We start from the raw sequence: 25,715 nt of genomic DNA, 5'->3' as shown, positions 1-25,715 counted from the left end.
GCCCATATCACCCCCTCCCGAAAGGATCGCTGTGCCTGAAGAACACCCGCCCATCGCTGAGGCGAACAATCAGCCCTCGAACGGCTGCCCCGTTGCAGGTGGTCGCCTGAACTACCCCGTAGAGGGTGGTAACGCCAACCGCGAATGGTGGCCAACCCAGCTCAACCTGGGCATTCTCAAGAAGAATCCGCCCGCCGCGAACCCCCTTGGTGAGAGTTTCGATTACGCCAAGGCCGTACAGACAATTGATGTCGACGAGCTGAAAAAGGATGTCGAGACGGTCCTGACCGACTCGCAGGACTGGTGGCCGGCCGACTTCGGCAATTACGGTCCGATGTTCATCCGTATGGCGTGGCACGCCGCGGGCACCTACCGGGTGGGCGATGGCCGTGGCGGTGCGGGTGCCGGCATGCAGCGGTTCGCCCCGCTGAACAGCTGGCCCGACAACGTGCTGCTCGATCGTGCCCGTCGGCTGCTGTGGCCCGTGAAGAAGAAGTACGGGAACACGCTGTCGTGGGCAGACCTCATCGTCTTCGCGGGCAACCATGCCATGGACACCATGGGGTTCAAGACCTTTGGCTTCGCCTTTGGGCGCGAGGACCGCTGGGAGCCCGAGCAGGACGTCTATTGGGGTCCCGAGCACACCTGGCTCGGCGATGAGCGCTACACCGGAGACCGCGACCTGGAGAACCCGCTTGCCGCCGTGCAGATGGGTTTGATCTACGTCAATCCCGAAGGTCCCAACGGCAATCCGGATCCCCTGGCCGCGGCGATCGACATCCGTGAGACGTTCGGCCGGATGGCGATGAACGACGAGGAGACGGCCGCGCTCATTGTGGGTGGCCACACGTTCGGCAAGACGCACGGTGCCGGCGACGCCGGGCTGGTCGGACCCGATCCCGAAGATGCACCACTTGAGCAGATGGGCATCGGTTGGAAGAGCGCGTTCGGCTCCGGAAAGGGAAATGACGCGATCGGTAGTGGGTTGGAGGTCATCTGGACCCATACCCCGACCAAGTGGGACAACAGCTTCCTGGAGATTCTCTACGGCAACGACTGGGAGCTGACCAAGAGCCCGGCGGGCGCGCATCAGTGGAAGCCCAAGGACGGCGGCTGGGCCAACTCGGTACCCATGGCGCAGGGCGCGGGTAAGACGCATCCATCGATGCTCACCACCGATCTGTCGATGCGCTTCGATCCGATCTATGAGGCGATCACCAGGCGCTGGCTCGATCACCCCGAGGAACTGGCCGATGCCTACGCAAAGGCCTGGTACAAGCTGATCCACCGGGATCTCGGGCCGCTGTCCCGCTACCTCGGGCCGCTGGTGCCGAAGCAGACCCTGCTCTGGCAGGACGTCATCCCGGCCTCGGACACCAACATCGGTGACGCCGACATCGCCGAGCTGAAGGCGCAGCTTCTCGCCTCCGGCCTCACTGTGCCGCAGCTGGTGTCGACCGCGTGGAAGGCCGCGGCGTCGTATCGCAACAGCGATAAGCGCGGCGGCGCCAACGGTGGACGTATCCGGTTGCAACCGCAGGCCGGCTGGGAGTCCAACGAGCCCGACGAACTCGCCCAGGTGATCCGCACGCTGGAAGGCATCCAGGAGTCGTTCAACGCCGGCGGTAAGAAGGTCTCGTTCGCCGACCTCGTCGTGCTCGGCGGAGCTGCCGCTGTCGAGAAGGCGGCCAAGGACGCCGGATTCAACATCACCGTGCCGTTCACGCCCGGGCGTGGCGATGCGACTCAGGAACAGACCGACGTCGATTCGTTCTCCTACCTGGAGCCGACAGCCGATGGGTTCCGCAACTACCTGGGCAAGGGTGCGCAGATTCCGGCCGAGTACAAGCTGATCGACAAGGCCAACCTGCTGGCGCTGTCCCCGCCCGAACTGGCAGTCCTGGTGGGTGGCTTGCGCGTGCTGGGTGCGAACTACCAAGGTTCCGAACTCGGTGTGCTCACCGACAAGCCCGGGACATTGACCAATGACTTCTTTGTCAACCTGGTCGATATGGGAACCGAGTGGACGCCGTCATCGGCCGACGACGGCACATATGTGGGGACCGATCGCGGCACAGGTGCGGCGAAGTGGACTGCCAGCCGGGTGGATCTGGTGTTCGGCGCGAACTCCGAACTACGAGCTCTCGCAGAGGTTTACGCACAGGACGACGCCAAGGAGAAGTTCGTCAAGGACTTCGTCGCGGCATGGGTCAAGGTGTCGAACGCGGACCGCTTCGACGTCCGCTGATACTCGCCACACGTGGATGGCCGGCTCCTTCGGGGGCCGGCCATCGCGTTATCGCCGGAACTAGTCGGCGTCTTTCGTTCGCTTGGTCAGCGGCACGCCGGCTTCCTCGAAGATCTCCTCGATGGCGTCCCAATCCTTCTTCCCCACCGCGGACTTGATGCGTGTCGCGTCCTGCAGAACGAACCGGAACGGCTCGTCGTCAGGCGTGCCGAATCCACCCCGAAGGCAATCGACGAGAGCATCGAGATTGCTGCCGAAGTAGCCGCCCGGCCCATTCACCGCGCGCCCGAGTTCGGTGAAAAAATCCGCCCGGGAGCGGACGTGGGAGCCTTCGACGACATAGGTCTTCATGCGCCTTCAACCTCACAGAATGACTGGTAGTGATCGCCCGTGTAATAGACGTGTGGAGGATCGGTCAGTGGATTGCCGCCGGTGATGATGCGCCGAGTCCCACGCGTCTTGCTACCCGGGGTCCGGACCGTGTACTCGTGGTAGTACCCACGTGGCTCCGAGGGCAGAACCCTCTCGCGGTTCTGGAACACGACACCGTCATTACGGGGATACGGGAACGGTCCGCCGGCATGGATCAGGCCCACCGTTCCGGCAGCCTCAGACGGTAGTTCGGACAGGTTGCACTCGGCGATGGTGGCACGCGCCGGCGAAGGCTCAGTACAACCCATGAGCGCCAGCGCGAGGACCGCGGCACCCACGACACGCAAACGCGGCGACATGCTTCGACGGTACTGCATGCCCCGGCCGGAACTGCGGTCGACGACTCGGTTACCGCGATCTTCCGCGGAGCACCGCTAATTCGGCACGCGCCGATGCGTGTTCGGCCTCCATCAGAGCGGCTTGTTCGTCGGCGGGGTCGGCGAACAGGAACGAGCCGGTGCCGGGTGCTCCGGCCGATCCGAGCTTGTTCATGCGCTGTGGCTCCGCCGCACCCTGGTATTCCAGCGGGATGGCGTGGCCGTGCTCGTCGACACCGGCCAGTGGCTGGTGCAGCTCGATGTATTCACCGTGCGGCAGTCGCTTGATGATGCCGGTCTCGATGCCGTGTTCGAGTACGGCGCGGTCGCTGCGTTGCAGGCCGATGGCCCAGCGGTAGGCCAGGTAGTACACGACGATCGGCAAGATGACCATGCCGATACGGCCGATCCACGTCGTCGCGTTCAGCGAGATATGGAACTTCAACGCGATGATGTCGTTGATACATGACAGGGTGAGCAAGATGTAGAGCGAAAAGCCAGCTGCCCCAATGGCGGTGCGGACCGGTGCATCACGCGGACGCTGCAGCAGGTTGTGATGCGCATCGTCGCCGGTGAAGCGCCTCTCGATCCATGGCCAGGCCACGATCACCACGAACGCGAGCATGATGCCCAACACTCCCCACAGCACCGCGGGCACGGTATGGCCGAAGATGTACAGCTCCCAATCCGGGACGAGCCGCAGCAGACCGTCCGTCCACATCAGGTAGATGTCGGGCGGTGATCCGGCCGCCACCTGCGATGGCTTGTATGGGCCCAGCAGCCATACCGGGTTGATCTGCAGTAGGCCGCCCATGAGCGCGAGAACCGCCGTCACGATGGCGAAGAACGCGCAAGATTTCAAGGCGAACACCGGAACGATCCTTACCCCAACAACATTGGCCTCAGTGCGCCGCGGGCCCGGAAATTGCGTGTGCTTCTGGTACCACACAAGTGCCAGGTGCACACCGATAAGCGCGATCATGATGGCGGGAACAAGCAGCACATGCAGAACGTAAAGCCTTGGCAGCACGATGTTTCCGGGGAAGTCGCCACCGAACAACGCCCAATGCATCCAGGTACCGACGATCGGAAGCGACATCATGCCCTGCGTGACCACACGAAGTCCTGTGCCGGACAACAGATCATCGGGCAGCGAATAGCCCGCGAACCCCTCGGCCATGGCCAGGATCAACAGTAGTGAACCGATGACCCAGTTGGCCTCACGCGGGCGGCGGAATGCGCCCGTGAAGAAGATGCGGGCCAGGTGTACGACGATCGAGGCCGCGAACATCAAAGCCGCCCAATGATGGATCTGGCGCACGAACAGGCCGCCTCGAACCTCGAAGCTCAGATTCAACGAGCTTTCATAGGCCTTGGACATCTGCATTCCGCGTAGCGGTTGGTAGACGCCGTTGTAGGTGACCTCGGCCATCGATGGGTCGAAGAACAGCGCCAGGTAGATGCCCGAAATCAGGAGCACCACAAAGCTGTACAGCGCGATCTCCCCCAGCAGGAATGACCAGTGCGTCGGGATGACCTTGTTCATCTGTCTTCGTAGGCCCGGTGACGCGTGATAGCGCGAGTCGATCGCCTTGGCAAGCTCCGTTGCTTGACCCATAGCTGCTCCCTCGGGAAGAGACTTTGTGCCTACTACGGAGGGTAGTACGTAGTTACTACTTACGGTAGTACTTGAGCTGCATTCGTGGCGTGGGCACGTTCTTCTCGCGCCGCCCGGTGCCGGACGTACCACCCCGGAAGCGCCCCGTACCACAAGCTCCAGACCAGCATCGGCCCGCCGATTGCGATCGCCCCGTTGGCGGCATTCAGAGGACCGGAAACCGTGAACAGTCCCCCGATCGCACCGAGGTTCCCCACCACCGCCGCCGCGGCGATGACGACCAGGTAGGTGGGAAACATCGAGGTGGCGCGCTGCAGCGCAATGATGGCCACGAAGTAGGCCATCCCCGCGAACGCCACTGGCGCCGCGATCACGAACCCTGCCACATGAAGCACGTACAGCGCCTCATCACCGATCCGGTCGGCCAGTAGATGCGCGGTGGCCCAGACACCGATCTCCACATTGAAGACCGTCATGAACATCAGCTCTGCGCCGAAGGTGATCCATGTGTACGGCCCGATCCCCTCGACCCGCCGTATGGCCGCCGTCAGCCAGCCGAGGGACCAGATTTGCCCGAAGAAGAACACCGTCAACGCGACGAGACCGAACAACACCCACGCCGACCAATGGTTGTAGAAGTCGCGGACCGGATTGCGGGCGGAGGCGTCGGGAAAGACTGACAGTGCCAGGAGCGTCGCCACGATGACCATCGCAGCTCCTGCAACACCCATCGCATCGGCAAGCCTGGAGTTCCTCTGCAGGAGTCCGATAAGGCGACTGGACACTTTTATCCCTTCGTGCGGGTAGATGACTTCTGTTCCGGATGGTTTGGAATGGCGATGGCACGCACAACCTCGGTGAGATCTGAAGTGAGCATGGGTAATTCGCTGGGATCATGGTCCGCGAGAAATTCGGTGATGAGCTCAATACATGCCGCGACGATGAGGTGAGAGAGCCTGCGTCCGAGTGGCGGCAGGGTCGGGTCGGCGGAGCGGCGCAGCTCTTGCATGCCTGGAGCGATCGCAGCTGCGAACTCATCGATAGCGTCGTTACGTCGCGCTCGCACCCGCGGACCCGCGCCCAACGCCTCCAGGTAGAACATGCGGGTGGCGGCGCCGTTGGCCGCCATGGTCTCCAAGAGCGCCGCAATCGAAAGAGAAACCTGTTCAAGGCTTCCGGCGGGCGGCCGCTCTGCCGGGGTGTTCAATCCCAACTTTTTCAACAGCGCACCAAGTGTCTGGTAAGTGTCGAGGAAGACCGCCTCCTTGCTCGGATAAAGCTCATAGAACGTCTTGCGTGAGACTCCGGCCTTCTGCGCAACATGCAGAACCGTGGTTGCGGCATAACCGGCATCCGCGAACAGTTCCATTGCCGCCACTGAGATCCGGGCACGCTGCGCTTGCAGTACGTCGTCCCGGGACAGTTGATGGCGGTGCCGCGGTAAATGCTGCGGCGCCCCTCCCGCCAGGAGATCCAACACCTGCGCCGACGCATCCGGAATCATCTCGCCCATCTCGATGACATTAGATGGCCGACGGTCTTTCATCACGTGTCGAAGGATGGAAGTAGACCCGTGCCCCGCGACGCGGCACGAGCACCACAGAACGACGAACCGGCCTCTCCGGCCTCTTACTCACGGCCCGAAACATGCCGCCACGCAACATCGTATGCAGTACGGTCTGCAGTTCGAGCATGGAGAAGCTCGCACCAAGGCAACGTTTGATACCACCCCCGAACGGCAGCCAGGCATATGTCTGAGGTCTTGTGTCCAAGAATCGCTCGGGTCGGAATTGCCACGGATCACCATAGGTGCCGGGATCGTGGTTAATAGCGTTGATATGCACGATGATCCGGGTGCCGCGCGGCACGATGTAGTCACCGACACGGAACGGAGCCGCGGCATATCGGCCAGTGAATGGCACCGGGGGACGTAGCCGCAATGTCTCGTTGAGGACCGCTGTCGTGTATGTGGATTCGCCGGCCATCGCTTCAGCACGCACGCGCGCCAGGGATTCGGGATGCTGCAGCAGCAGGTCCATCACCCAGGCAAGGGTGGTCGCCGTCGTTTCGTGTCCAGCGAGCATGAGCGTGATCAAGTCATCGCGAATCTCGCTGTCGGACAATCCTCTCCCCTGCTCATCGACTGCCCGCATCAACACCGAGAGCATGTCGTGCTGTTGGTCCAGCTGCGGATCCATCCGGCGCCTGGCGATCAGTGAGCGCACCGTGCAATCGATATCGGCATTCACACGGGCCAGCTGTGGCCACCGGCGCAGGGCACCGGCCCTACGCAACGCGTATCGAATCGTCACCTGCTCCGATACCCCGAGGTCCAAAAGCTGCTCGAACGGAGCGCCCAGGCGACGGACGTCCTCGGGGGCCGAGACACCGAAAACAACTTTGACGATGACATCCAGCATCAAATGCCTTGCCGCGTCCAAGATCCGGAACGGCCGGTCCGTCGGCCACGACGCGATGGCGGCCTCTGCCGCGCGTTCGATCACCGGCGCGTATCCCGCCAGCGCCTGCCCATGTAGTGGCGGTGTGAGCAACTTGCGTCGCCGAAGATGTTCAGGTTCTTCTTGAACAAACATCGAACCCGTTCCGTATATGGCCGCGGCGGGCCCTACGCCTTCACCGCCCAACAGGATGTCCGGTGGCGCAGTGAGGACTTGCTTGGCCAGGACCGGGTCGGACACAACCGCTAAGTCTCCAAATCCCAGCATGGTCGCCCGCATAACCGGTCCGAAATGCCGGAGGGTCGGCAGGAGCAGCCGCTCCCCGCCCAGGAGATAACCCAACCCGTACAGCCCACCGCACGCGGCGCCACGCACTCCCCCCGGGGCCGGCAGGCCCGGCATCCGAAGCGACGCGTCCGATGCGGCGCCGTTCTGCATGCCTACCGTCACTGAACCCTCCTCACGTGGGCAAATAATGAGAAACAACCTGTTTCTCATCAAGAGAGTACATGGTGGTTCTCTCTTTGCAAGACCGCTTCCTGTAATAGAGCAATTGCTCTGTTACTGTCGGCGGTGTGCCACGTCCGCGTATTCACTCCGTCGACGATCTGCTCGATGCGACCGAGCGAATCGCGGTCGACGAGGGACCGGCAGCCGTGACGGTCCGGGCGGTGTCGCTCGCTACCGGCACCTCCAATGGCGCCATCTACCACGCCTTCGGGTCACGCGGCGCGATGGTCGGCCAGGCCTGGCTGCGCGCCGCGGAGCGGTTCCTCGACATGCAGCGCCATGCCGTCGATCACGCGTTGTCGGCGGGTGAACCCATGCACATCGCCACGGTGAACGCGGTCGTCGCGGCGGCCGACACCCCTGCCGCCTTCGCGGAACGCTTCCCGGCGTCCTCGAGGCTCGTGCTTAGCGTGCGGCGCGAGGATCTACTGGGCTCCGACGTACCCGCGGATGTCGCAGACACCATGACACGCGTGGACTCCACGCTCGTCGCGCTGTTCATTCGATTGGCGCGCACTCTATGGGACCGGGAGGACGGCCGCGCGGTTCAGGTCATCGAGGACTGCATCGTGGGACTACCGACCGGCCTTCTGCTGCGAGGGCGCCGTATGCCCGACGCTGCCACGCGCTCGCGGCTCGAGGCCGCCGTGCGCGCCATTCTTGCCCTCGATCCACCTCCAGCGCACCCAAAAGCGAAGGGCACCAATATGAAAGGAAAAACACAATGACCCCCACCCTGGAACTTCAGGATACCGTCGCGGTTCTGAACCTAGGCCCGGACGAGAACCGGTTCTCCCCCGATTGGCTCGATACCGTCAACGGGCTCCTCGATGACGCGCTGGAGCATGCCAAGCCGTTGATCACCGTGGGTACCGGAAAGTTCTATTCGAATGGGCTTGACCTGGATTGGCTGATGTCCCACGGCGATCAGAGCGACTGGTACGTCGGTCGTGTCCACGCGTTGTTCAGTCGAGTCCTCACCCTCCCACTGCCAACCGTCGCAGCGGTCAACGGTCACGCGTTTGGAGCAGGGGCGATGCTTGCCGTGGCCCACGACTACCGAGTGATGCGAGCCGACCGTGGATACCTGTGCTTCCCCGAGGTCGATATCAACATCCCATTCACCCCCGGTATGGCGAGCCTCATTCAGGCCAAGGTGACCCCGCAGACAGCGGTCACCGCGATGACCACCGGGCACCGATACGGCGGAGAAGCGGCCGTCGCCGCGGGTCTTGCCGACCAGGCCGTGGCCGAGGACCAAGTACTCAGCGCCGCAGTCGATCTTATGAAACCCTTGGTGGGCAAGAACAGTGGGACGCTGGGTGCCATCAAGGCGACAATGTTTGCCACGACCACCGCTGCCCTGACGGCGTGACTCGTTCCTACTGAGGAGGAATGACCGGTGGGCGACACACGTTGCCCACCGGGTCCCACCACCAACCGTTGTCACAGCTCAACGGGGTTGTGGCTATCGCCGGGCGGCAAGTGTTGGCCACCGGATCCCACCATCCGTCGGGGCAGTTGGGCACGATGGGATCTGCCGAGCCGATGGGTACGATGCCGGCCACCGCGGCCAGTGGAAGTAGCGTTCCAGCGGCGACGATCGTTAGTCGACGAACGAGCATGTTCATGTTGACCACCTCTGGGTAGTACGGCTCGTGAGAGCCTACCCGGCGCGCGACGCGCGAAACCTCGGTGCCAGTACCCGTCGAGCCAGCAGGTCCAGAGCGTATCCGAGCACACCGATCACGAGGATGACCGCCATCACCTGATCGTAGGCCAGTTGATCGCGTGCGTTGAGGATCTGATAGCCCAAACCCGATCGCACGCCTAACATTTCGGCTGGCACAAGCACTACCCATGCGATACCGAGCGCGACCCGCGCACCGGTCTGAATGTTGCCCCGCACGGCCGGAAGTATCACCGTGGTGAGGAGCTCGATGCGGGTGGCATGAAACGACCGCGCCACGTCCAGATACCCGGGTGCGATGCCGTGCACACCGGCCGTGGTGTTGATGAGGATCGGCCAGACAGCCGCCGCGGCGATGAGAAAGATGACCGGTTGACTGCCGATACCGAACACGGCCACGGCGATGGGCGTCCACGACAACGGTGAGATCATCCGCAGAAACTGGATCACCGGACGCGTGGCACGTTCGGCGGTACTGCTCACGCCGAGCAGCAGGCCCGCCGGGATGCCGATCACGGCGGCAAGGCTGAGTCCGATGAGCAATCGCCACAGGCTGATTCCGATATCCGGCAGTAAGACTCCGCGGTTCAGCAGTTCGATGGCCGCGGGCAGCGCTTTGTCCGGGGCCGTCTGCCGGAGCAGCGAATGGGGTTGACTGAGAATCGAACTGGCGACCCACCACAGGACAACACTCGCCGCAACGGCCAGCGCCGGAGGCCAGACCTTGGTGAACAGTCGCGCTTTCCGCGGCGCCTCTGCGCTATCGCGGACAATCGAGGAAGTGTGCTCAAGGGTGCTCACGATGCCTGTACCTGTTCTGTGCGAGTGAAGTCGGCAGTGATTCCGAAGGCTTCGGGCCCCCCATGGGTCGCGATCGCCGCACGCACGGACGTGTCGTCCACCAGATCCTCGTGGACCCGCGCGGGGTCCAGTCGGTTGAGGAAACCACGGTCGCCATCGACGACTGTGTCGTGCATCGACTCGACCAAACGCTGCGTGAAGCTTCGGCAGGGAAACGGCTGGAAACCCAGGCGTTGCGGCTGCCAATCCGGATGCTTCAGCGGATACGGCGGATTCGGATAGGTCAATGCCGTCTGCACCGCGGGGACGGGCTGCGGAAGGTACTTCCCCCCACCGAGGGCGCCTGCCGCCGCCTTTCTGTCGGCATCGATCCGCAGCTGGGCGGCCACCACCGCGTCCGTGACACCCTGCACCGCGGACGCGCGGCCCGCGATCACATCATCACGCGTGACGAGGACACAGCAGGCGTGGTCGCGCCAGACATCGCCGAGAAACGTATGAATCCGTCCGATCTTCTTGATCTGTGCGATGGCGTTGAACGGATCGGCGACCACGTATCCCCCGATGGATCGATTGGCCAGCGCCGGCACCATATCGGACGGACTCATCACGACGAGCTCGACGGTGCGTCGGGACCGGGATGCGGCGCTTCGGACCACCGGCCGTAACCCCTGGCCACGCAACAGCTCTTGCAGCACGATGTTGTGGATCGACCACCAGAATGGAATGGCGACCTGGGTGCCCGCGAGATCCTCCAGATGTTCGATGTCCGGCGCCACCGTGAGTGCCGAACCGTTGGTGTGATTCCACCCGAGCACTCGTACTCCGTGCCCTAGCACCTGACGGAGCTGGATCGCGATGGGCATCAATAGATGCGCAACGTCGATCTGCCGCGCCATGAAGGCCTCCGCCAACGCGGCCCAGCTGCGAAAGAGCACCGGCTTGGCCGCGCTGACCGCGCCGTCCGGATACATCCCCGCGGAGTGGGCCAGCAGTAACGGCGCCGCGTCCGTAATCGGTAGATATCCGATGCGCAATTGGCCGCCGACGTTCGCGGCGTCTGACGCCGCGGCGCGAATCAACCCGGCGCCTCCGAAAAGTCCTGCTGCGGTGGTTATTCCGGCTGCTCCCGTCAGAACGGCGCGGCGCGAGACGATACTACTCACTCAGATCCCGTCTCTGCCGGTTGGTACTGGACAAGGATTTCGCGGCGTATCCGGTCACGCTCCCCCGTAGCGCGATCGTCCAGCGACCAGTGCTGACGTATCCGCCCGTTGTCACCCAGAAGAATCACCCGGTGCGCGAGTGCCAATGCTTCATCGATGTCATGGGTGACCAGGATGACGGTGACGGCCAACTCGGACGCCAGCACCCGCAGCCACGACTGCAGGTCCGCCCGCGTCACTGGGTCAAGTGCGCTGAAGGGTTCGTCCAGGAGCAACAACTTCGGCCGGGTGGCCACCGCACACAGAAGCGACACACGTTGGGCCTGACCCCCGGACAGTTGATCGGGGTAGCGGTCCGAGAGCCCTCGGAGCCCGAAATGGTCGACCAGGGCCTGCACGTAGGCATCGTCGAACCCGCTGCGGTGCCGCGCGAATCGCTTGGAGAAGACGATGTTCTCGGCGACGGTCAACCAGGGCATCAGCAAGGCATCTTGGAAGACCACACCCGTCCGGGGACGGCGTTCACCGTCAGATGTCCAGACGATGGTCCCAGCACTGAGGTCTTCCAGACCCGCCAGCACCCGCAGCAGGGTGGACTTACCACTTCCACTGGGACCCAGCACGGCCAGGAACTCACCGGAAGCCACGTGGACATCGACCTCGCGGAAGGCCACCGCTGTCCCGAAATACTTGGTGCCATTCGTTATTCGTACTGCGTCAATTCCCACCGTAGCTGTCCTTCCGAGGGCGATTGAATAGGCAGGAATGCGGCCTCGCGGAACCGCCGGTTCGCCGAGGTTCCCAGCGCGTATCCGGCGCCACCGGCCATGGTGACCTCCAGCCGAGACGCCTGACCGGCAAGACCGGCGGCGTCGAGCCGCAACCGGAGAAGCTCGGCGGTGCTCGGTTCAGATGGTGCTGCCGCAAAAGCGTAGAGACGATCGCGCAGAACGTGATTCCGCTGTGTGAGCTCAATGATCTCGGTGGCGAACTGTCCGGCGAGCTCGCCACGCGCGGATTCTGCGCCGCGAATCGCGGCACTGCAGACCCCGGCACAGAAGGCGGTCTGGAGCAGGAGAAAAGCTGGGCGGATTCGGGCGACAAAGCCCCGCAAGTCGGTGCTGATCACGTTCTCGGTGGGAACGTGAAGATCATCGAGCTGCAGGGATGTCGACGCGGTGGCCGTCAATGCCATCAGATTCGGCGGCCGATCGATGCGTATTCCGTCCGCGTTGACGTCGACCGCCACCACGAAGGTGGCGCCGTCGGCCCCACGGGCGGGTAGCACCATCAGTGCGTCGGGGAATACGTTGGAAGCCCATCGAATCGGGCCGGTGATGCGTAGTCCGTCCGGGTGCACGGTGGCACGCAACGGCACCTCCCCCAACCCCGCAACCTGTTTCAAGCCGGCAGCCATCGCGGTGACACCTGGGCGGCGCCCCGCGCTCAGGTCGGGCAGGTGCTCAGCGCGCAGAGCCTCCGGAGCCAGGCTCACATACTCGATGGTCATGCGATGTGCCCACGCCGAGAAGCCCACGGCCAGACTGCTCGTGGCAACCCGTTCGATCACCCGTACCATAGGTGCCAGGTCTGCGCCGGCCAGACCCGCATCGAACAGGCCCTCCGCACCCAGGGCGGAAATGTCTGTTCGGACATCGGTCTCATTGGAGTCCAGAGCTGATGCTCGGGCTGACACCGCATCGCCGACGCGTTCCAACACCGCCTCGACATCCCTGGCCACGGCGGCCGTCATAGCGAGATATCTCCCAGTCCGTGCAGTCTGTCGACGGGGGTGTCAACGGCCTTGCGTGCGCGAAGCACCGCCTCGTCATCGGGAGCGTCGTAGAAGCACAGGCACTTGTCCATGTCTTCACGGACATAGGTGCGCAGAAAGCTCACTTCGGGCACGTCGGCGTACTTGGGCGCCTTGGCCTTCTTGCGCTCCAGGTACGTCTGCATGTCCAGGTCTGCAGGCAGATCCCATTCCACGAGATATCCGGCTACCGGCCGCACGGACTTCAGCTGGTCAAGATCGGCGCCGACCAGCCGAACCGAGTGCGGTCCGGAGACCGAGTCGACGAGCAGCGTGTCGGAGTCCAACCGCGAGGCGTCACCATGGAACTCGGCGATGACGAAGATGCGGCGGGCCTCACGTGTCACCTGAGCTTCGATCAATTCACCGCCGTCGCGATGCACCCGCCCGTCGATCTCCTTGAGCAGTTGTGCGGCATCGGTGTTATCGGCAGGGTCAAGGGCGATTTCGTAGAGATGCAGCGTCACGTCACTGTTCCTAACTTCGGTGGACGACTTCGATGTGCGACACCGCGACCGTTCCATGAACAGACCGGTCTGTCTATGAAGACTCGTTGCGTTACCCTACGAACTTCCGCAGGGCCGGTGGGAAGAGCTCATCACGCAGGCACGGCAGAGCGTACGGCGCGACTAAGGGCGCACCGCCTGGGCGAACCCGAAGACTCCGTCCGGATCGTAGGTTGCGGCGATCTGCCGCAGTCGCGGCAGGTTGTCTCCGTAATAGGCTGCGGCCCAATCGGGTAAACGCGGATCGAGGTAGTTCACGTACGCGGCGGTGCCGCAGATCTCGCCGAGCCGATCCCGCGCCTCGTCCACACGGCGATACGCGACCGAGGGTTCGGCGCCGACACCGTGGTAGATCTGGAGGGACGCGACCGCCGCTCGATGCGGGAAGGCGGTGGCGGCAGCGGAAATTCGACTGACCGCACCGCCCAGGCTATCAAGGATGAATGTCAGTCCGGGCTTGCCCACGAGGAGCATCTCGATCGCGGCGCTGTCGACCGCAGCGTGCGGGATCATCCGAGATGATGCCACAAACGCCTCGCGCTGCAGTTGGCCTGCCCCTGCCCCATCCCACGACGGATGGCACTGGGCCACAGTCAATGTGGAGCATCCACCCATGAACTTCATGGCGTCGATAAAGGTCATGTCGGCGACGAATCGGTCGGATGGATTGATGCCGATCGCGGCGCGGAGGCCGTCTACGAGCGCCCGTGGATTGTCCGTTTTGGCGACACACCCCACGATCCGGCCATGAGGCGTAGCACCGCCCACGGCGTGCAGGGTTGTCCACAATTCGTCCGGCGCACCATCCATGAACGTCAGCCACCGTCGCATGATCGTGGCCAGCTCCCCCGGCGCGTAATCGAGTGTGAACACCGTGAGCTCGCTAGCTTCGGCGGTGTCAAAAGTGAACTCCGTTGCGATGCAGAAATTTCCGCCACCAACCCCGCGGATGGCCCAGAACAGGTCGGACTCGGAGTCCGCCGACATGACTCGGATCGCACCATCCGCGGTTACCCCCCTGGCGGATACCAGTTGGTCGCAGGTGAGCCCAAACCTACGAGTGAGAACCCCTACCCCGCCGCCGAGGGTCAATCCCGCGATACCCACGGTCGGACAGGAACCGCCGGCGAGCATCCGTCCGGACCCGGAGACAGCGGCATAGACATCTATCAGACGCGCCCCCGACCCGATCCTTGCCCGTGTCCCGGTCACCGACACCGTCGCCATGCGCCCAAGATCGACCACCAGTCCGTCATTCGGAACGCAATAGCCGGCAAAGCTGTGACCACCGCTGCGTGCCGCGATCGGTATCCCGGAACCCGATGCGAACTGCACGCAGCACGCCACATCCTGCTCGGAAGCACAGAAGGCCACCGCGGCAGGATGATTCACGTCGAAAAGAGGATTGAACGTCCGCGCCGCCGCATCCAACCCGGCCTCACCACGCACCGTGAGTGTTCCGGATATACTGCGGCGCAGGTCTTCCCATCCAGAAGCCGAGGGTCGATCCTCAGGGTCCGCCGGTGAGCATCCGGGGATTGACGCGGCGCCGAGCGCCACGATCGCCCCTGCGGACAGCACTGCACGCCTAGAGACCAGCGCAGGGGTCTGCGTGCGATGCGGTTGGGGGTCCAACACTGCTCCTGTCGGTCACGATCGGGTGGATACCCCATCTTGTCGCCTACGGCGGGTACGCGTGCCGCACAACGGTAGATTGACCCACATGACGGTGAGTTCGGCACCCGACCCGGTCGCCGATATAGCGTTGCGCCCCGCAGGACCGCAGGTAGGAGCCTTCTTCGACCTGGACGGCACCCTGGTGGCCGGATTCACCCCGACGGCTCACGCCCGTGATCGGATGCGGCGTGGCCAGGCGAGTGTCGGTGAGGTTCTCGGAGTTCTGGAGGCCACCTTCCGGTACAAGCTGGGCCGCATGGAATTCGAGCGTTTGGTGGTGCGCGCCGCCGGATACCTGCGCGGCGACTCGCTGGCCGAACTCGAAGCCGTCGGCGAACGAATCTTCCACCAACACAATGCCTCGATGATTTATCCACAGATGCGTGAGCGCGTGCGGGCACATCAGGAGCAGGGCCACACCGTGGTGCTGAGTTCCTCGGCGCTGACCATCCATGCCGAACCGGTGGCGCGCCACCTCGGAATAACTCATGTGCTGTGCAACCACTTCGACCTGGACAACAACGGACTGCTCACCGGCGGCATCCGCAAGCCCATCGTGTGGGGTCGCAACAAGGCAACCGCGGTCGCACGCTTCTGCGAGTCCAATGATGTTGATTTGCAACGCAGTTACTTCTATGCCGACGGAGAGGAAGACATTGATCTGATGTCTCTCGTCGGCGAGCCCTGCCCGGTCAACCCGCGTGGCCGGCTTGCCACCATGGCGGCCCAGCGGGGTTGGCCGGTCTTGCGGTTGGACGACCCGAGACCACATGGGGTGAGCTCATCGCTGCGCAGAATCGGCCGGCTGGCTCGCCGATAGGCTTGGTCCATGGCAGGACGTTATGTGGCATTGGGAAGTTCTATGGCGTCGGGGCCGGGCATCCCGCCGCGTGTTCCGGGCTCGCCCCGACTTGCCGGGCGTTCGGCACGCAACTATCCGCACCAAATCGCCGAACGCAAGGGATATCAGCTGGTCGACGTCACCTATTCGGGGGCGACCACGGCGCACATCCTGACCGATGCACAGCACGCCGCTGCACCCCAGATCGGGGTACTCGATGGCACCGAGGAGTTGGTGACGGTCACGATCGGCGGCAATGACGTCGGTTACGTGCCGTTTCTGATCGCCGCGCGTCTACCGCGCATCCTGCGCGCCCTGCCGGTGATCGGAAACGGCGTGGTCGACATGCTCGACACCGACAAGCAAGACACGGCGCTGGCGGTCGTGGGTGAATCCCTGCGCGCGGTGGGTGAACAGGTACGCACTCGCGCACCGCACGCACGCGTGATCTTCATCGACTATCTGACACTGTTGCCGCCCGAAGGGCAGGCAGCGCCGCCGTACACCCAGTCCGAGGCTGACAACGGGCGCCGCATCGCCGCGGAACTGACGGCGGCCACCGCGCACGCGGCTCATGCCGCCGGCTGCGACATCATCCGCGCATCGGCAGCCAGCGCCGGACATCACGCATGGTCACCGCAGCCCTGGACGAACCGCCCCGGATTCCCGTGGCCGGGGCGTCCGGCACCGCTTCACCCCAACGAGGACGGTATGACCGCCGTGGCCGATCTGGTCGTGGCGCTATTGGACGGCGCGTCTAATCACTGAGGTTGCCGTGTGAGCGGTCCATCGCATTGCGATACTTAACCCGTGCGCACACCTTCCCTGCTGATGATCCCCGTCGTCGCCATGGCGATCGGTGTCGGATTCGCCGGCCCGGCCTCGGCCGTGGCGCCTCCGGCGGATGGGACCTACCGAATGATCGAGGAAGGTGCCGGCGAGGTCTCCTGGACGATGTCCGCGGTGTGTGTGCAGGCATCCGGCACCCGCATCCAGTCCGACTACACCGACCCCACCATCCAGGCCGACGGCTGCACCCTCACCGTCACCAGCGCGACACCCGACATCCTCAAACACAACGACCGACTCCAGAACTACTCCATCCCGGCCAAGCTGGTCGATGACCAATGGACATTCCTGCACGCCCGGCCGCAAGGTATGACCTGCCCCGATGGAACCTTCGCGCCCACTCAGGAGAAGTACGTCTTCAACGACGAAACCCTGACCGGAGTGCACACCAGCATCCACAGCGCCGTGTGCGGTGGCCAGCCCGGGATGACCAAGAAGCCCTTCAGCCTGCAGTTCGTCAAACCGCTCGACGTACCCGTGGACCGGTTCCCGCAGTACTGCGATGGGTTCGCGCACTGCTGGTGATCGGTTAGGGCAGCAGCGGCACCCGCCAGAGCGGCACGCCTGGGTCAATGACCAGCAGGCGGGTCATCGTCAATCGCGTGATGAGCAACGCACCCCGGATCATCACCGCGGCCACCGGCAACTCGGCCAGAGTCGCTGTCAGGATCGCCCACCACACCTCGTTCGGTCCGGCCGTCATCACGTCGAACCAGGCGTCGCAGATCAAGAGCACACCGGTGGTGAATGCCGTCAGCACAAGTAATTGACGGCGCAGCAGGCCAAGTACCGCGGTGGCCAGCATGAACGTCACCAGCAGGATGTCGAAACCCACCCATGTCGCCGTCCATCGCTGTGCCACATAGTTTTCCGGCAGCGTGAACGCAAGGTAGGTGATCCAGGGAATCAGCGCGATCGCGCCGCCGATCATCAAACCGAGTCGCAGTGCGCGAAACCTGGCCAGGTTCGGCGGCGCCACCTCGCTGAGCGGGCGTTCCAGCCGCTGAATGAGGTCCCTGCGCTCGGCTGTCGACAGCGCCGCGATCGTCTCGTCCGACAGATAACTCTGGGTCATGTCCAGCTTCCTCCCAGGAAACCTCATCACAATGTCAGCGTGCCACCGACTACGCCGACGCCCGCTCCGGCGCCGACCCCTGTCCCACAGTTGCCCGCCAACGATTTCCACCAGTACAGCCATGGGGTTTCCGCTCTCGGCGGCTGGTTTCCGATCGTGGTTCAGGTGCTGGCGGTCGTGGTCTTGGTGGTGGTCATCGGGTGGCGCACCCGCCGGTGGCGCCTCCTCTGGGTGCCCGTGAGCGTAGCGGTCGGAGCGTTGGGCGCCGTGGCGGCGTGGATTTACATGAACTCCGAAGGGTTGGCGTCCGATCCGGCGCCTTTCAGACTATGGATTTGGATCGGTGTCTTCGTCACCTCGGTCGCGATCGCCGTGATCGGCTTCCCCAGTGCGCAATGGTGGCGCCGTGGCGTATCGCTGGTGGCCATTCCGGTGACGCTGCTCGCGGCACTCGTCGCACTCAACACCTGGGTGGGCTACTACCCCACTGTGCAGGCAGCCTGGGGTGCGGTGTCCGCGGGCCCGCTTCCCAACGAGATCGATATGAGTGAACTTGCGGGTCTGCGTAACTCGAAGCCCGACACCGGCAAGCTCGTACAAGTGGACATTCCCGGAGATGCCAGCGGGTTCAAACACCGGGGTGAGTACGTCTATCTTCCGCCGGCCTGGTTCGCCGGCGATACCCCGCCGCGGTTGCCGGTCGTGATGATGATTGCCGGCGAGTTCAACACTCCCGCCGACTGGATTCGCACGGGGAACGCCACCCAGATGATCGACGAATACGCCAAGACACACGGCGGACAAGCGCCGATATTCGTCTTTGTGGACGTCGCGGGAAGTTTCAACAACGACACCGAATGCGTCAACGGTCCGCGTGGCAACGCCGCCGACCATCTGACCGAAGATGTTCGGCCCTACGTGGTTTCTGAATTCGACGGCTCGCCTGACCCGTCGAACTGGGCCGTGGTCGGCTGGTCGATGGGCGGCACCTGCGCTATCGACCTGACGGTCATGCACCCGGACTTGTTCTCCACGTTCGTCGACATCGCCGGCGACCACGGCCCCACCGCCGGAACCAAGCAGCAGACCATTGAGCGGCTGTACGGTGGCGACGCCTCCCGATGGGATGCCTTCGACCCGCGCACCGTCATGGCAAAACACGGGCCGTACACCGGTGTGACCGGATGGTTCGAGGACGCGATACCACCTGCGGATAGCAAGAAGCCAAGTGGCGCAAAGAGACCCACAGCCGACACGCCCACGGGTATTGGTGGGCATGATGACGTGACCGATGATGACCGAGACGGCGCCGCCGCAGATCTGTGCGCAGCGGCTCAGCAGGTACAGATCTCCTGCACCATCCACCAGATGATCAGCGGACACACCTGGCAGTTCGCCAGCCGAACATTCTCCGATGCACTGCCGTGGCTGGCGGCGCAGCTGCACACCCCGGGAAGCTCCTGAAGCTCTACGACGCACCGAGCTGGGCTCGCAGTGATTCCAGAAGGTCCTGCCACCACTCGCCGTGGCGCCGCAGGAAAAGCCCATCGGGAAACGTGTGGCGTGCAACGTGATCCTGCGGCACCGACTCCCAGCCGAGATGCTCCACCGTCACCCGAGTCTCGTTGTCAACCGGCTCGAATCTCACCTCGACCGTCGTCATCTGATCCCCGGCGAAACTGTCCTGGCGCCAGGTGAATCCCAGCCTGCTACCCGGTTCCCATGTGGTGACCCTGCCGATTTCGAACTCGGTGCCGTCCGGGTATGACTCGACGAAGCGGCCCCCGAGCGTCGGTTCGATAGCGAGAGTTCCCCGCCGTTGCCCGGTGAATCGGAACAAGGTATTGGGCCGCCACCACATTCCGATGTCATCGACGAACACCTCGAATGCACGTATCGGCGTGGCGCCCACGCGTAGCGACACCAGTACGCGTGACGTCATCGGCCCGGCTCGCGTTCGATGTGCTCCTTGAAAGCCAAAAGCTGGGTAGCCCAGAGCTTCTCGATCTCGTCGAGCCAACCCTTCAGTTCTGCCATGGGCGCGGGCCGCAGTGTGTAGATGCGTACACGCGCGTCGAATTCCGGGTGTGACTCCTCGACCAGCTCACTGGCCTTGAGGGTCCGCAGGTGCCTGCTGAGGGCTGCGGGACTCAGGCCAACGGCTTGCGCTATCTCCCCCGCACGACGCGGTTGATCGCGCAGTACCTCAACGATTCTTCGCCGATTGGGATCGGCAAGTGCGGTCAGCGTGCGATCTATGCTCGCGAGTTGTGGCGAGGGCCGGGTCAAACCCAGCCCTCGATGTTCAGACCGCTGGCCTTTTCGGCGTCCTCACGCGATACCGCCCGCACCGACTGGCCGAAAGTCCAGACGTGCCCCTCGGGATCCTGAGCGCGGTACACCCGATCGCCATAGAACTGGTCGGCCGGGCGCATGAGAATTTTCGCGCCGGCAGCCTCCGCCCGCTCGCAGTGCGTGTCGATATTGCTGTCGATCTGCACATGGATGGTCTGGGTACACCTACCGCCCACACTCTTTGGGCTGGCGACGCTGGCATCCCACTCGGATCCCACCATGAGGCAACCGTCCCCGAAGCGCATCTCGGAATGCTCAATCGTGCCGTCGTTGTCGGTGATGACCATGGACCGTTCAAAACCGAAGGCCTTCTCCAACCAGTCGAGCGCTGCCGACGGGTCTTGATAGACGACCGCCGAGGCCAAGCTAGGGCGTGTGCTCATGGTTGATATTTAATGCTTGCGTTGAATATCTGTCAACGGCCGTCTGCAGCACCGAACGCTTTCCGTGAGCTGGGGTAGCCCAGCTCACGGAAAGGGACCGCTAGGGGTTGACCTTGGAGACGACGTGCTCGGCGAAGCCCTCCAGGTTCCTGATCTTCGCCTCCAGCGGCTCGGTATCCGGCCCGACGATGTAGGGAATGCGGAAGCCGACGATGACATCGGTGACGCCCTTGTCCTCCAGACGTTTCACCCCGTCCACGGTGAACCCGTCGACGGAGATGACGTGGACCTCAAAGGGCTTGTCGGCCGTCCCCTCTTCTTCACGGAATTTGTTGAGCTTGACCAACAGCTCGTCTAGGTCCTCGGTGCCACCGCCGTGCATCCAGCCATCGCACCGCGCAGCACGGCGCAGTGCGGCGTCGGCATGTCCACCGATGAGGATCGGGATGGGCTGCGTCGGCGCGGGACACATCTTGGTCTTGGGAATGTCGTAGAACTCGCCGTGGAACTCGAAGTAGTCACCGGTGGTCAGCCCCCGGATGATCTCGATGCATTCGTCCATGCGCTTACCGCGTTTGGCGAAGGGCACGTTCATGAGTTCGTAGTCCTCGGGCCACGGACTGGTACCGACGCCGAGCCCGAGACGGTTACCCGTCAGTGCCGCGATGGACGAGGCCTGCTTGGCCACCAGGGCGGGCGGGCGGATCGGCAGTTTGAGCACGAAGATGTTGAACCGCAACGTCGAGGTCACCGCGCCGAGCGCCGCCGTGAGCGTCAACGCCTCGATGAACGGTTTGTCCTCCAGGAATTCGCGGTTCCCATCAGGCGTGTACGGATACTTCGCATCCGACGCGTAGGGATACGCCAGGCTGTCGGCGATGGTCATACCGTGGTAGCCGGCCGCTTCGGCCGCCTGGGCCAAGGGGACGTAGTACGACGGATCGGTCATGGCCTCGGCGAAGGTGAACCGCATAGCTTCCTCCTAGAGTGCTTGAGAAACACATTGTGCTGTCGGTACTACGCACTCTAGCGGTTGCGAAATCTGAACTCGCATATTGATTTTACGAAGTCAACGAACCTTCTCGCCTGCGCCCGCGATCACGAAAAACAGTGCGGGAATGAGGATTTCGACGGCAAGCATGACAATCCAAAATGGATGGGGCTGTCCGGAGTCGATCAGTGATGCTACCCGGCCAAGCCCGCCCACCAGCAGACCCGCGGCAAGGAACCTGACGGCAGTGCCGGGAATGGGCGATCGGCGCGCCACCCAGATCCACGCCGCACCGTAGACGGCGAACAACCCCGAGAAGAAGCGCTCCTGGCTGTCGGTGCTCGCGGTGACAGCTCCCCCGCCGATGACGGTTCCCGTCCCCCCAATGAGGTGATAGAGGCCGATGGCCAGGCAGATCACGCCGGTCAGGATCGCCAGATACTTCAGCACTTTGTCCATCTCCACGTCCTCCGCCTCGGCCGCACTTGATAGAACGTTCTAGTAAGGACCGTACAATGCGATGCAATCGGATACAAGACTCCCCGAAGGACTCGCCATGCCCGCCGACACACGCGACCGCATCGTCGCCTCCACATGCGAGTTGTTCCGACGGCAGGGCATGACGGGCACCGGCCTCAAGCAGATCGCGCAGCGCGCCGGCGCACCGTTCGGGTCGATCTACCACTTCTTCCCCGGAGGCAAGGTGCAACTGGCGGACGAGGCCATTCGAACCGCCGGGGCCATGTACCGGGATCTGGTACTGGCGATCTTCGATGACGGTGGTCCGGACCTGCCGACCACCGTTCGGATCGCATTCGCGGCCGCAGCCGACAATCTCGTCGCAACCGACTACGCCGACGCTTGCCCCATCGCCACCATCGCCCTCGAAGTGGCGAGCACCGACGAGGCGCTCCGCCGCGCCACCGCCGATGTCTTCACGGACTGGATAGACCAGGGGGCCGAACGGATCGCCGGATCGGGCCTGGCGCCCGAGATGTGTCGACGCCTCATGCTGGGCTTCATCACCAGCCTGGAAGGAGCGTTCGTGCTGAGCCGGGCGCTGCGCAGCACCGAGCCCCTGTTAGCCGCCGGTGAGACGGTGGCGGCGGCGGTATCGACCGCCCTCGCCGCCGGAAGCAGACTTCCGGAATAAAGCGGACCACAGTCCGGTTAAGTAGGCATAGGAACTCTCACCAGGAGGTTTGCATGCCAGCTATCACTGTGTCGGCCACGGACGCCCTGACTCTGCCGCGCATCCCCGCTCCCGAGCCTGCCGATACCGAACGGCCGGTCCGGTCCATCACCAGCGGGCCGCGCGGGTACGAGGGCGAAGGCTTTCCCGTCGTGCGTGCGTTCGCCGGAGTCCCGTCAGCCGAGTTGGATCCGTTCATCCACATGGATCAGATGGGCGAAGTCGAGTATGAGCCCGGCGAGCCGCGCGGGACGGATTGGCACCCGCATCGCGGCTTCGAGACCGTCACATACATGATCGACGGCAGGTTCGCCCATCAAGACTCCCATGGTGGAGGCGGGCTCATCCACGACGGGGCCACCCAGTGGATGACGGCGGGATCGGGAATCCTGCATATCGAAACTCCCCCAGCAGAATTGGTAGAGAGTGGCGGGCTATTCCATGGCATCCAGCTCTGGGTCAATCTGCCGGCGCGGGACAAGTTCCTGACGCCCGCCTACCAGGCCATCGAGGGGGCGCAAACCACACTGGTGAGCTCCCCAGACGGCGGTGCGCTGGTACGCATCATCGCCGGAGACGTCGGGCCCCATCACGGCCCGGGCAGCACACACACGCCAATCACATTGGCACATGCGACGATCCAGCCGGGCGCGCAGTTGAATGTGCCCTGGAATCGGGAGTTCAACGCCCTCGTCTACGTTCTCTCCGGACGTGGCACGGTGGGCGCACTAGGGCACCCCATCGAACAGGGGCAGCTCGCGGTGCTGGGCCCCGGTGACCGGATCACGGTGCAGGCCGATGCGGAACAAGACTCGAACCGCCCGGCGTTGGAGGTGTTACTGCTGGGCGGGCGGCCCATCCGTGAGCGCGTCGTGGCCTACGGACCGTTCGTGATGAACACCAAGGCGGAGCTGATCCAGGCCGTGGAGGACTATCAGGCCGGTCGCTTCGGTGCCATTCCGCCCGATGCCCTGATGCCGCACGTCGTGCGCTGACCGTGATCGCCTACCGCCGGAATGCCCGGCGGTAGGCACTCGGTGTTGTTGCGGTGACCCTGCGCAGGTGTGTCCGCATGGCGGTGACGCTGCCGAACCCGCACTGTGCGGCAATGGATTCCACAGTCAGATCAGTGTTCTCGAGCAATTCGCGGGCACGGGTGGCGCGTTGTACGTCGAGCCACCGTTTGGGAGTCGTACCGACTTCCTCGCCGAACCGCCGGTTGAATGTGCGCAGACTCAAGTGTGCGTGCCGTGCCAGCGCCGATACATCGTCGATCTCGGCGAGACACTCCGATGCCCAGCTCAAGGTCGGACCGAGCCCAGCCGAATCATGAGAATTCCTTGGGGGCGGGATGAATTGGGCCTGACCACCATCGCGGTGCGGAGCCATGACATTCCACCGCGCCATCTCCGACGCCGCGGCGGCTCCCAATTCTCGTCGCAGCACGTGCAGACACAGGTCCATCCCCGCGGAAAGCCCCGCCGAGGTAAGGATGTCCCCGTCGTCGACGTACAGCGCATCGGGCCGCAGATCGACCTGTGGGTACAACATGCGCATGTCCTGGCAGTACTCCCAATGCGTGGTGGCGGGGCGTCCATCCAGCAACCCGGTTGCTGCCAGGACAAACGCACCTAGGCAGATACTGAAGATCACCGCGCCGCGTTCGTGCGCGGTCACCAGTGCGCTCAAGACGTCATCAGGTGGCGGATAGTCGTGTGGGGCACGCGCGGGAACGACGACGATATCGGCGGTTTCCAGCGCATCGATACCGTGTTCCACTTCGAGATTGAAACTGTCCGGTGTCCACACGCTACCCGCGCGATAGCCACAGGTCACCAGGTCGAAACCGTCCGGCTGACCGGCACGCCCAGGCCCCCGGCGAAACATCTGCACGGCACATGCCAGGTCGTAGGTGATGACGCCATCGAGCGCCAGTGCCGCCACCGTCTTGGTGCCCATGGCTCACTATGGCATGAATCGGAGTATCTATGGCATTCATGCCACTGGCCCATGGGGGCATACCCGCCTTGACTGAAGCCCATGACGACCGAATTGGATTGGCAATGGGCCACTCAGACCGGCGGCGAGATCTCGTCGGCGCAGCGGCGGGCATTGTTGGGACGCCTGTTTCGTGCGTTGCCCGCGATGATCGGCGATGCCATCAAGACGCGCACCGGCCGCCGTGGACAGGGGCGAGTGGAATTCGGATCGATAGCAGTGCCCGATTCCGCGCTTGCCCTTGCCGCCGAGCAGGAGGCACGCGATTCGGTGACCCCGCACGTGCTCGAACACTCCTACCGCACCTACTTCTTCGGGAAGGCACTGGCCGCGCTCGATGGCGTAGCGGTCGATGACGAGCTCGTGTACGTGGCGAGTCTGTTGCACGATCTACAACTCGAACACCCCACGCCCGGCCGGTGCTTCGCCGTCGTAGGTGGCGAGCGTGCCGTGCGGTTCGTCCGGGATCAGGGCGTACCTGAAGCCCGCGCGGAGGCGGTCGGCGCAGCGATCGCCGCACACATCACTCTCGGTGCCAGCGAGAACCTCGCAGATCCGGGCGGATTCGTCTCTGCCGGCGCAGGAACAGACGTCTTCGGTCTACGGCTCTCCGACCTCGACACCGCGTGGGTGGACGGGCTGCTGCAACGGCACCCTCGGCTTCACTTCAAGCGGCACATGCGCGCGGCCTGGGCCGCCGAGGGCGCCGCGGTGCCGGCGGGCCGTGCGGCTTGGTTGACTCGCTATGCGGCGTTTCCACTACTGATCAGGGCGGCTCCCTTCAGCGAGTAGCG

General features: G+C 63.8%; 29 protein-coding genes and 1 pseudogene. 10 read left to right on the top strand and 20 right to left on the bottom strand.

Translation table 11 applies throughout. The annotated features are described in order from the left end of the window. Positions 1 to 31 precede the first annotated feature (31 nt). On the top strand, positions 32 to 2,248 hold the full coding sequence (gene katG / locus MSTE_RS11865; RefSeq protein WP_096501413.1) for a catalase/peroxidase HPI: 2,217 nt from the start codon (positions 32 to 34) through the stop codon (positions 2,246 to 2,248). 60 nt (positions 2,249 to 2,308) lie between these two features. Here the strand turns inward: katG and MSTE_RS11860 are convergent, their stop codons facing one another. From MSTE_RS11860 to MSTE_RS11835, 6 genes are read right to left on the bottom strand one after another with little or no spacing between them, the layout of a single operon-like run. Then, positions 2,309 to 2,599 (bottom strand): barstar family protein, encoded by a 291-nt coding sequence (locus tag MSTE_RS11860; RefSeq protein WP_096501411.1) that lies wholly within the window; start codon positions 2,597 to 2,599, stop codon positions 2,309 to 2,311. After that, positions 2,596 to 2,997 (bottom strand): guanyl-specific ribonuclease, encoded by a 402-nt coding sequence (locus MSTE_RS11855; protein ID WP_096501409.1) that lies wholly within the window; start codon positions 2,995 to 2,997, stop codon positions 2,596 to 2,598. The genes MSTE_RS11860 and MSTE_RS11855 overlap by 4 nt, the downstream gene beginning before the upstream one ends. A 31-nt stretch (positions 2,998 to 3,028) precedes the next feature. Then, positions 3,029 to 4,615 carry a cytochrome bc1 complex cytochrome b subunit gene (gene qcrB / locus MSTE_RS11850; protein ID WP_096501407.1) on the bottom strand — a complete coding sequence of 529 codons (1,587 nt, stop codon included), beginning with the start codon at positions 4,613 to 4,615 and terminating at the stop codon, positions 3,029 to 3,031. A 59-nt stretch (positions 4,616 to 4,674) separates the two neighbouring features. Then, the gene (locus tag MSTE_RS11845; protein ID WP_231897054.1) at positions 4,675 to 5,400 is read right to left on the bottom strand and encodes a hypothetical protein; all 726 of its coding nucleotides are present in this window, start codon (positions 5,398 to 5,400) and stop codon (positions 4,675 to 4,677) included. A 2-nt stretch (positions 5,401 to 5,402) separates the two neighbouring features. After that, a complete protein-coding gene (locus MSTE_RS11840; RefSeq protein WP_231897053.1) occupies positions 5,403 to 6,128 on the bottom strand; it encodes a TetR/AcrR family transcriptional regulator in 726 nt (241 codons plus the stop codon). Positions 6,129 to 6,138: 10 nt separating this feature from the next. Beyond that, positions 6,139 to 7,512, bottom strand: a complete 1,374-nt coding sequence (locus MSTE_RS11835) for a cytochrome P450 (RefSeq protein ID WP_096501403.1) — start codon at positions 7,510 to 7,512, stop codon at positions 6,139 to 6,141. 137 nt (positions 7,513 to 7,649) lie between these two features. On the opposite strand from MSTE_RS11835, the gene MSTE_RS11830 reads away from it, so the two are divergent. Further along, positions 7,650 to 8,312: a TetR/AcrR family transcriptional regulator gene (locus MSTE_RS11830; RefSeq protein WP_096501401.1), complete on the top strand. Its 663-nt coding sequence runs from the start codon at positions 7,650 to 7,652 to the stop codon at positions 8,310 to 8,312. Next, entirely contained in the window at positions 8,309 to 8,959 is a 651-nt protein-coding gene (locus MSTE_RS11825) for an enoyl-CoA hydratase-related protein (protein ID WP_096501399.1), read from the top strand. Before MSTE_RS11830 ends, MSTE_RS11825 begins: the two co-directional genes overlap by 4 nt. Positions 8,960 to 8,966: 7 nt before the next feature. On the opposite strand, the gene MSTE_RS11820 is transcribed toward MSTE_RS11825, so the two are convergent. From MSTE_RS11820 to MSTE_RS11790, 7 genes are all read right to left on the bottom strand, one after another. Then, positions 8,967 to 9,215 (bottom strand): hypothetical protein, encoded by a 249-nt coding sequence (locus tag MSTE_RS11820; RefSeq protein WP_096505774.1) that lies wholly within the window; start codon positions 9,213 to 9,215, stop codon positions 8,967 to 8,969. 35 nt (positions 9,216 to 9,250) lie between these two features. Then, the gene (locus MSTE_RS11815) at positions 9,251 to 10,048 is read right to left on the bottom strand and encodes an ABC transporter permease (protein ID WP_162291631.1); all 798 of its coding nucleotides are present in this window, start codon (positions 10,046 to 10,048) and stop codon (positions 9,251 to 9,253) included. 23 nt (positions 10,049 to 10,071) lie between these two features. Next, entirely contained in the window at positions 10,072 to 11,241 is a 1,170-nt protein-coding gene (locus tag MSTE_RS11810; protein ID WP_096501395.1) for an ABC transporter substrate-binding protein, read from the bottom strand. After that, positions 11,238 to 11,969, bottom strand: a complete 732-nt coding sequence (locus MSTE_RS11805; protein WP_096505772.1) for an ABC transporter ATP-binding protein — start codon at positions 11,967 to 11,969, stop codon at positions 11,238 to 11,240. Before MSTE_RS11805 ends, MSTE_RS11810 begins: the two co-directional genes overlap by 4 nt. Continuing rightward, positions 11,945 to 12,994, bottom strand: coding sequence for an acyl-CoA dehydrogenase family protein (locus tag MSTE_RS11800; protein ID WP_096501393.1), 1,050 nt, complete (start codon positions 12,992 to 12,994; stop codon positions 11,945 to 11,947). The genes MSTE_RS11805 and MSTE_RS11800 overlap by 25 nt, the downstream gene beginning before the upstream one ends. Further along, on the bottom strand, positions 12,991 to 13,521 hold the full coding sequence (locus MSTE_RS11795) for a DUF4242 domain-containing protein (protein ID WP_096501391.1): 531 nt from the start codon (positions 13,519 to 13,521) through the stop codon (positions 12,991 to 12,993). The genes MSTE_RS11800 and MSTE_RS11795 overlap by 4 nt, the downstream gene beginning before the upstream one ends. Positions 13,522 to 13,683: 162 nt before the next feature. After that, complete coding sequence (locus MSTE_RS11790; protein ID WP_231897052.1) at positions 13,684 to 15,195, bottom strand: FAD-binding oxidoreductase; 1,512 nt, start codon at positions 15,193 to 15,195, stop codon at positions 13,684 to 13,686. An 88-nt stretch (positions 15,196 to 15,283) separates the two neighbouring features. On the opposite strand from MSTE_RS11790, the gene MSTE_RS11785 reads away from it, so the two are divergent. From MSTE_RS11785 to MSTE_RS11775, 3 genes are read left to right on the top strand one after another with little or no spacing between them, the layout of a single operon-like run. Next, positions 15,284 to 16,057, top strand: coding sequence for an HAD family hydrolase (locus MSTE_RS11785; RefSeq protein WP_096501389.1), 774 nt, complete (start codon positions 15,284 to 15,286; stop codon positions 16,055 to 16,057). 9 nt (positions 16,058 to 16,066) lie between these two features. Next, the gene (locus MSTE_RS11780) at positions 16,067 to 16,846 is read left to right on the top strand and encodes an SGNH/GDSL hydrolase family protein (protein ID WP_096501387.1); all 780 of its coding nucleotides are present in this window, start codon (positions 16,067 to 16,069) and stop codon (positions 16,844 to 16,846) included. A 42-nt stretch (positions 16,847 to 16,888) separates the two neighbouring features. Next, entirely contained in the window at positions 16,889 to 17,452 is a 564-nt protein-coding gene (locus MSTE_RS11775) for a hypothetical protein (RefSeq protein ID WP_096501385.1), read from the top strand. A gap of 4 nt (positions 17,453 to 17,456) precedes the next feature. Here MSTE_RS11775 and MSTE_RS11770 read toward each other — a convergent pair whose 3' ends face one another. After that, positions 17,457 to 18,002 (bottom strand): hypothetical protein, encoded by a 546-nt coding sequence (locus MSTE_RS11770; protein ID WP_096501383.1) that lies wholly within the window; start codon positions 18,000 to 18,002, stop codon positions 17,457 to 17,459. Positions 18,003 to 18,041: 39 nt separating this feature from the next. Between MSTE_RS11770 and MSTE_RS11765 the strand changes: the two genes are divergently transcribed. After that, complete coding sequence (locus MSTE_RS11765; RefSeq protein WP_096501381.1) at positions 18,042 to 19,466, top strand: alpha/beta hydrolase; 1,425 nt, start codon at positions 18,042 to 18,044, stop codon at positions 19,464 to 19,466. 4 nt (positions 19,467 to 19,470) lie between these two features. Here the strand turns inward: MSTE_RS11765 and MSTE_RS11760 are convergent, their stop codons facing one another. From MSTE_RS11760 to MSTE_RS11740, 5 genes are all read right to left on the bottom strand, one after another. Continuing rightward, positions 19,471 to 19,944: an SRPBCC domain-containing protein gene (locus tag MSTE_RS11760; RefSeq protein ID WP_096501379.1), complete on the bottom strand. Its 474-nt coding sequence runs from the start codon at positions 19,942 to 19,944 to the stop codon at positions 19,471 to 19,473. Next, entirely contained in the window at positions 19,941 to 20,291 is a 351-nt protein-coding gene (locus tag MSTE_RS11755) for an ArsR/SmtB family transcription factor (protein WP_096501377.1), read from the bottom strand. Before MSTE_RS11755 ends, MSTE_RS11760 begins: the two co-directional genes overlap by 4 nt. Continuing rightward, positions 20,288 to 20,740, bottom strand: a complete 453-nt coding sequence (locus MSTE_RS11750) for a VOC family protein (RefSeq protein ID WP_096501375.1) — start codon at positions 20,738 to 20,740, stop codon at positions 20,288 to 20,290. Before MSTE_RS11750 ends, MSTE_RS11755 begins: the two co-directional genes overlap by 4 nt. Before the next feature lie 100 nt (positions 20,741 to 20,840). Next, on the bottom strand, positions 20,841 to 21,713 hold the full coding sequence (locus MSTE_RS11745) for an LLM class flavin-dependent oxidoreductase (RefSeq protein ID WP_096501373.1): 873 nt from the start codon (positions 21,711 to 21,713) through the stop codon (positions 20,841 to 20,843). Between the two features lie 96 nt (positions 21,714 to 21,809). Further along, positions 21,810 to 22,190, bottom strand: coding sequence for a DUF4345 domain-containing protein (locus tag MSTE_RS11740; RefSeq protein WP_096501371.1), 381 nt, complete (start codon positions 22,188 to 22,190; stop codon positions 21,810 to 21,812). Between the two features lie 97 nt (positions 22,191 to 22,287). On the opposite strand from MSTE_RS11740, the gene MSTE_RS11735 reads away from it, so the two are divergent. Continuing rightward, complete coding sequence (locus tag MSTE_RS11735) at positions 22,288 to 22,884, top strand: TetR/AcrR family transcriptional regulator (RefSeq protein WP_096505768.1); 597 nt, start codon at positions 22,288 to 22,290, stop codon at positions 22,882 to 22,884. 53 nt (positions 22,885 to 22,937) lie between these two features. Beyond that, positions 22,938 to 23,918 carry a pirin family protein gene (locus MSTE_RS11730; RefSeq protein ID WP_096501369.1) on the top strand — a complete coding sequence of 327 codons (981 nt, stop codon included), beginning with the start codon at positions 22,938 to 22,940 and terminating at the stop codon, positions 23,916 to 23,918. Between the two features lie 10 nt (positions 23,919 to 23,928). On the opposite strand, the gene MSTE_RS11725 is transcribed toward MSTE_RS11730, so the two are convergent. Further along, entirely contained in the window at positions 23,929 to 24,882 is a 954-nt protein-coding gene (locus MSTE_RS11725) for a GlxA family transcriptional regulator (protein WP_096501367.1), read from the bottom strand. Between the two features lie 29 nt (positions 24,883 to 24,911). Between MSTE_RS11725 and MSTE_RS11720 the strand changes: the two are divergent. Further along, positions 24,912 to 25,713: pseudogene (locus MSTE_RS11720) on the top strand (HD domain-containing protein). Positions 25,714 to 25,715: the final 2 nt, after the last annotated feature.

Origin of the sequence: [Mycobacterium] stephanolepidis (assembly GCF_002356335.1) — a bacterium.
Classification (GTDB): domain Bacteria; phylum Actinomycetota; class Actinomycetes; order Mycobacteriales; family Mycobacteriaceae; genus Mycobacterium; species Mycobacterium stephanolepidis.
This window is presented reverse-complemented; position numbering and strand designations above follow the sequence as displayed.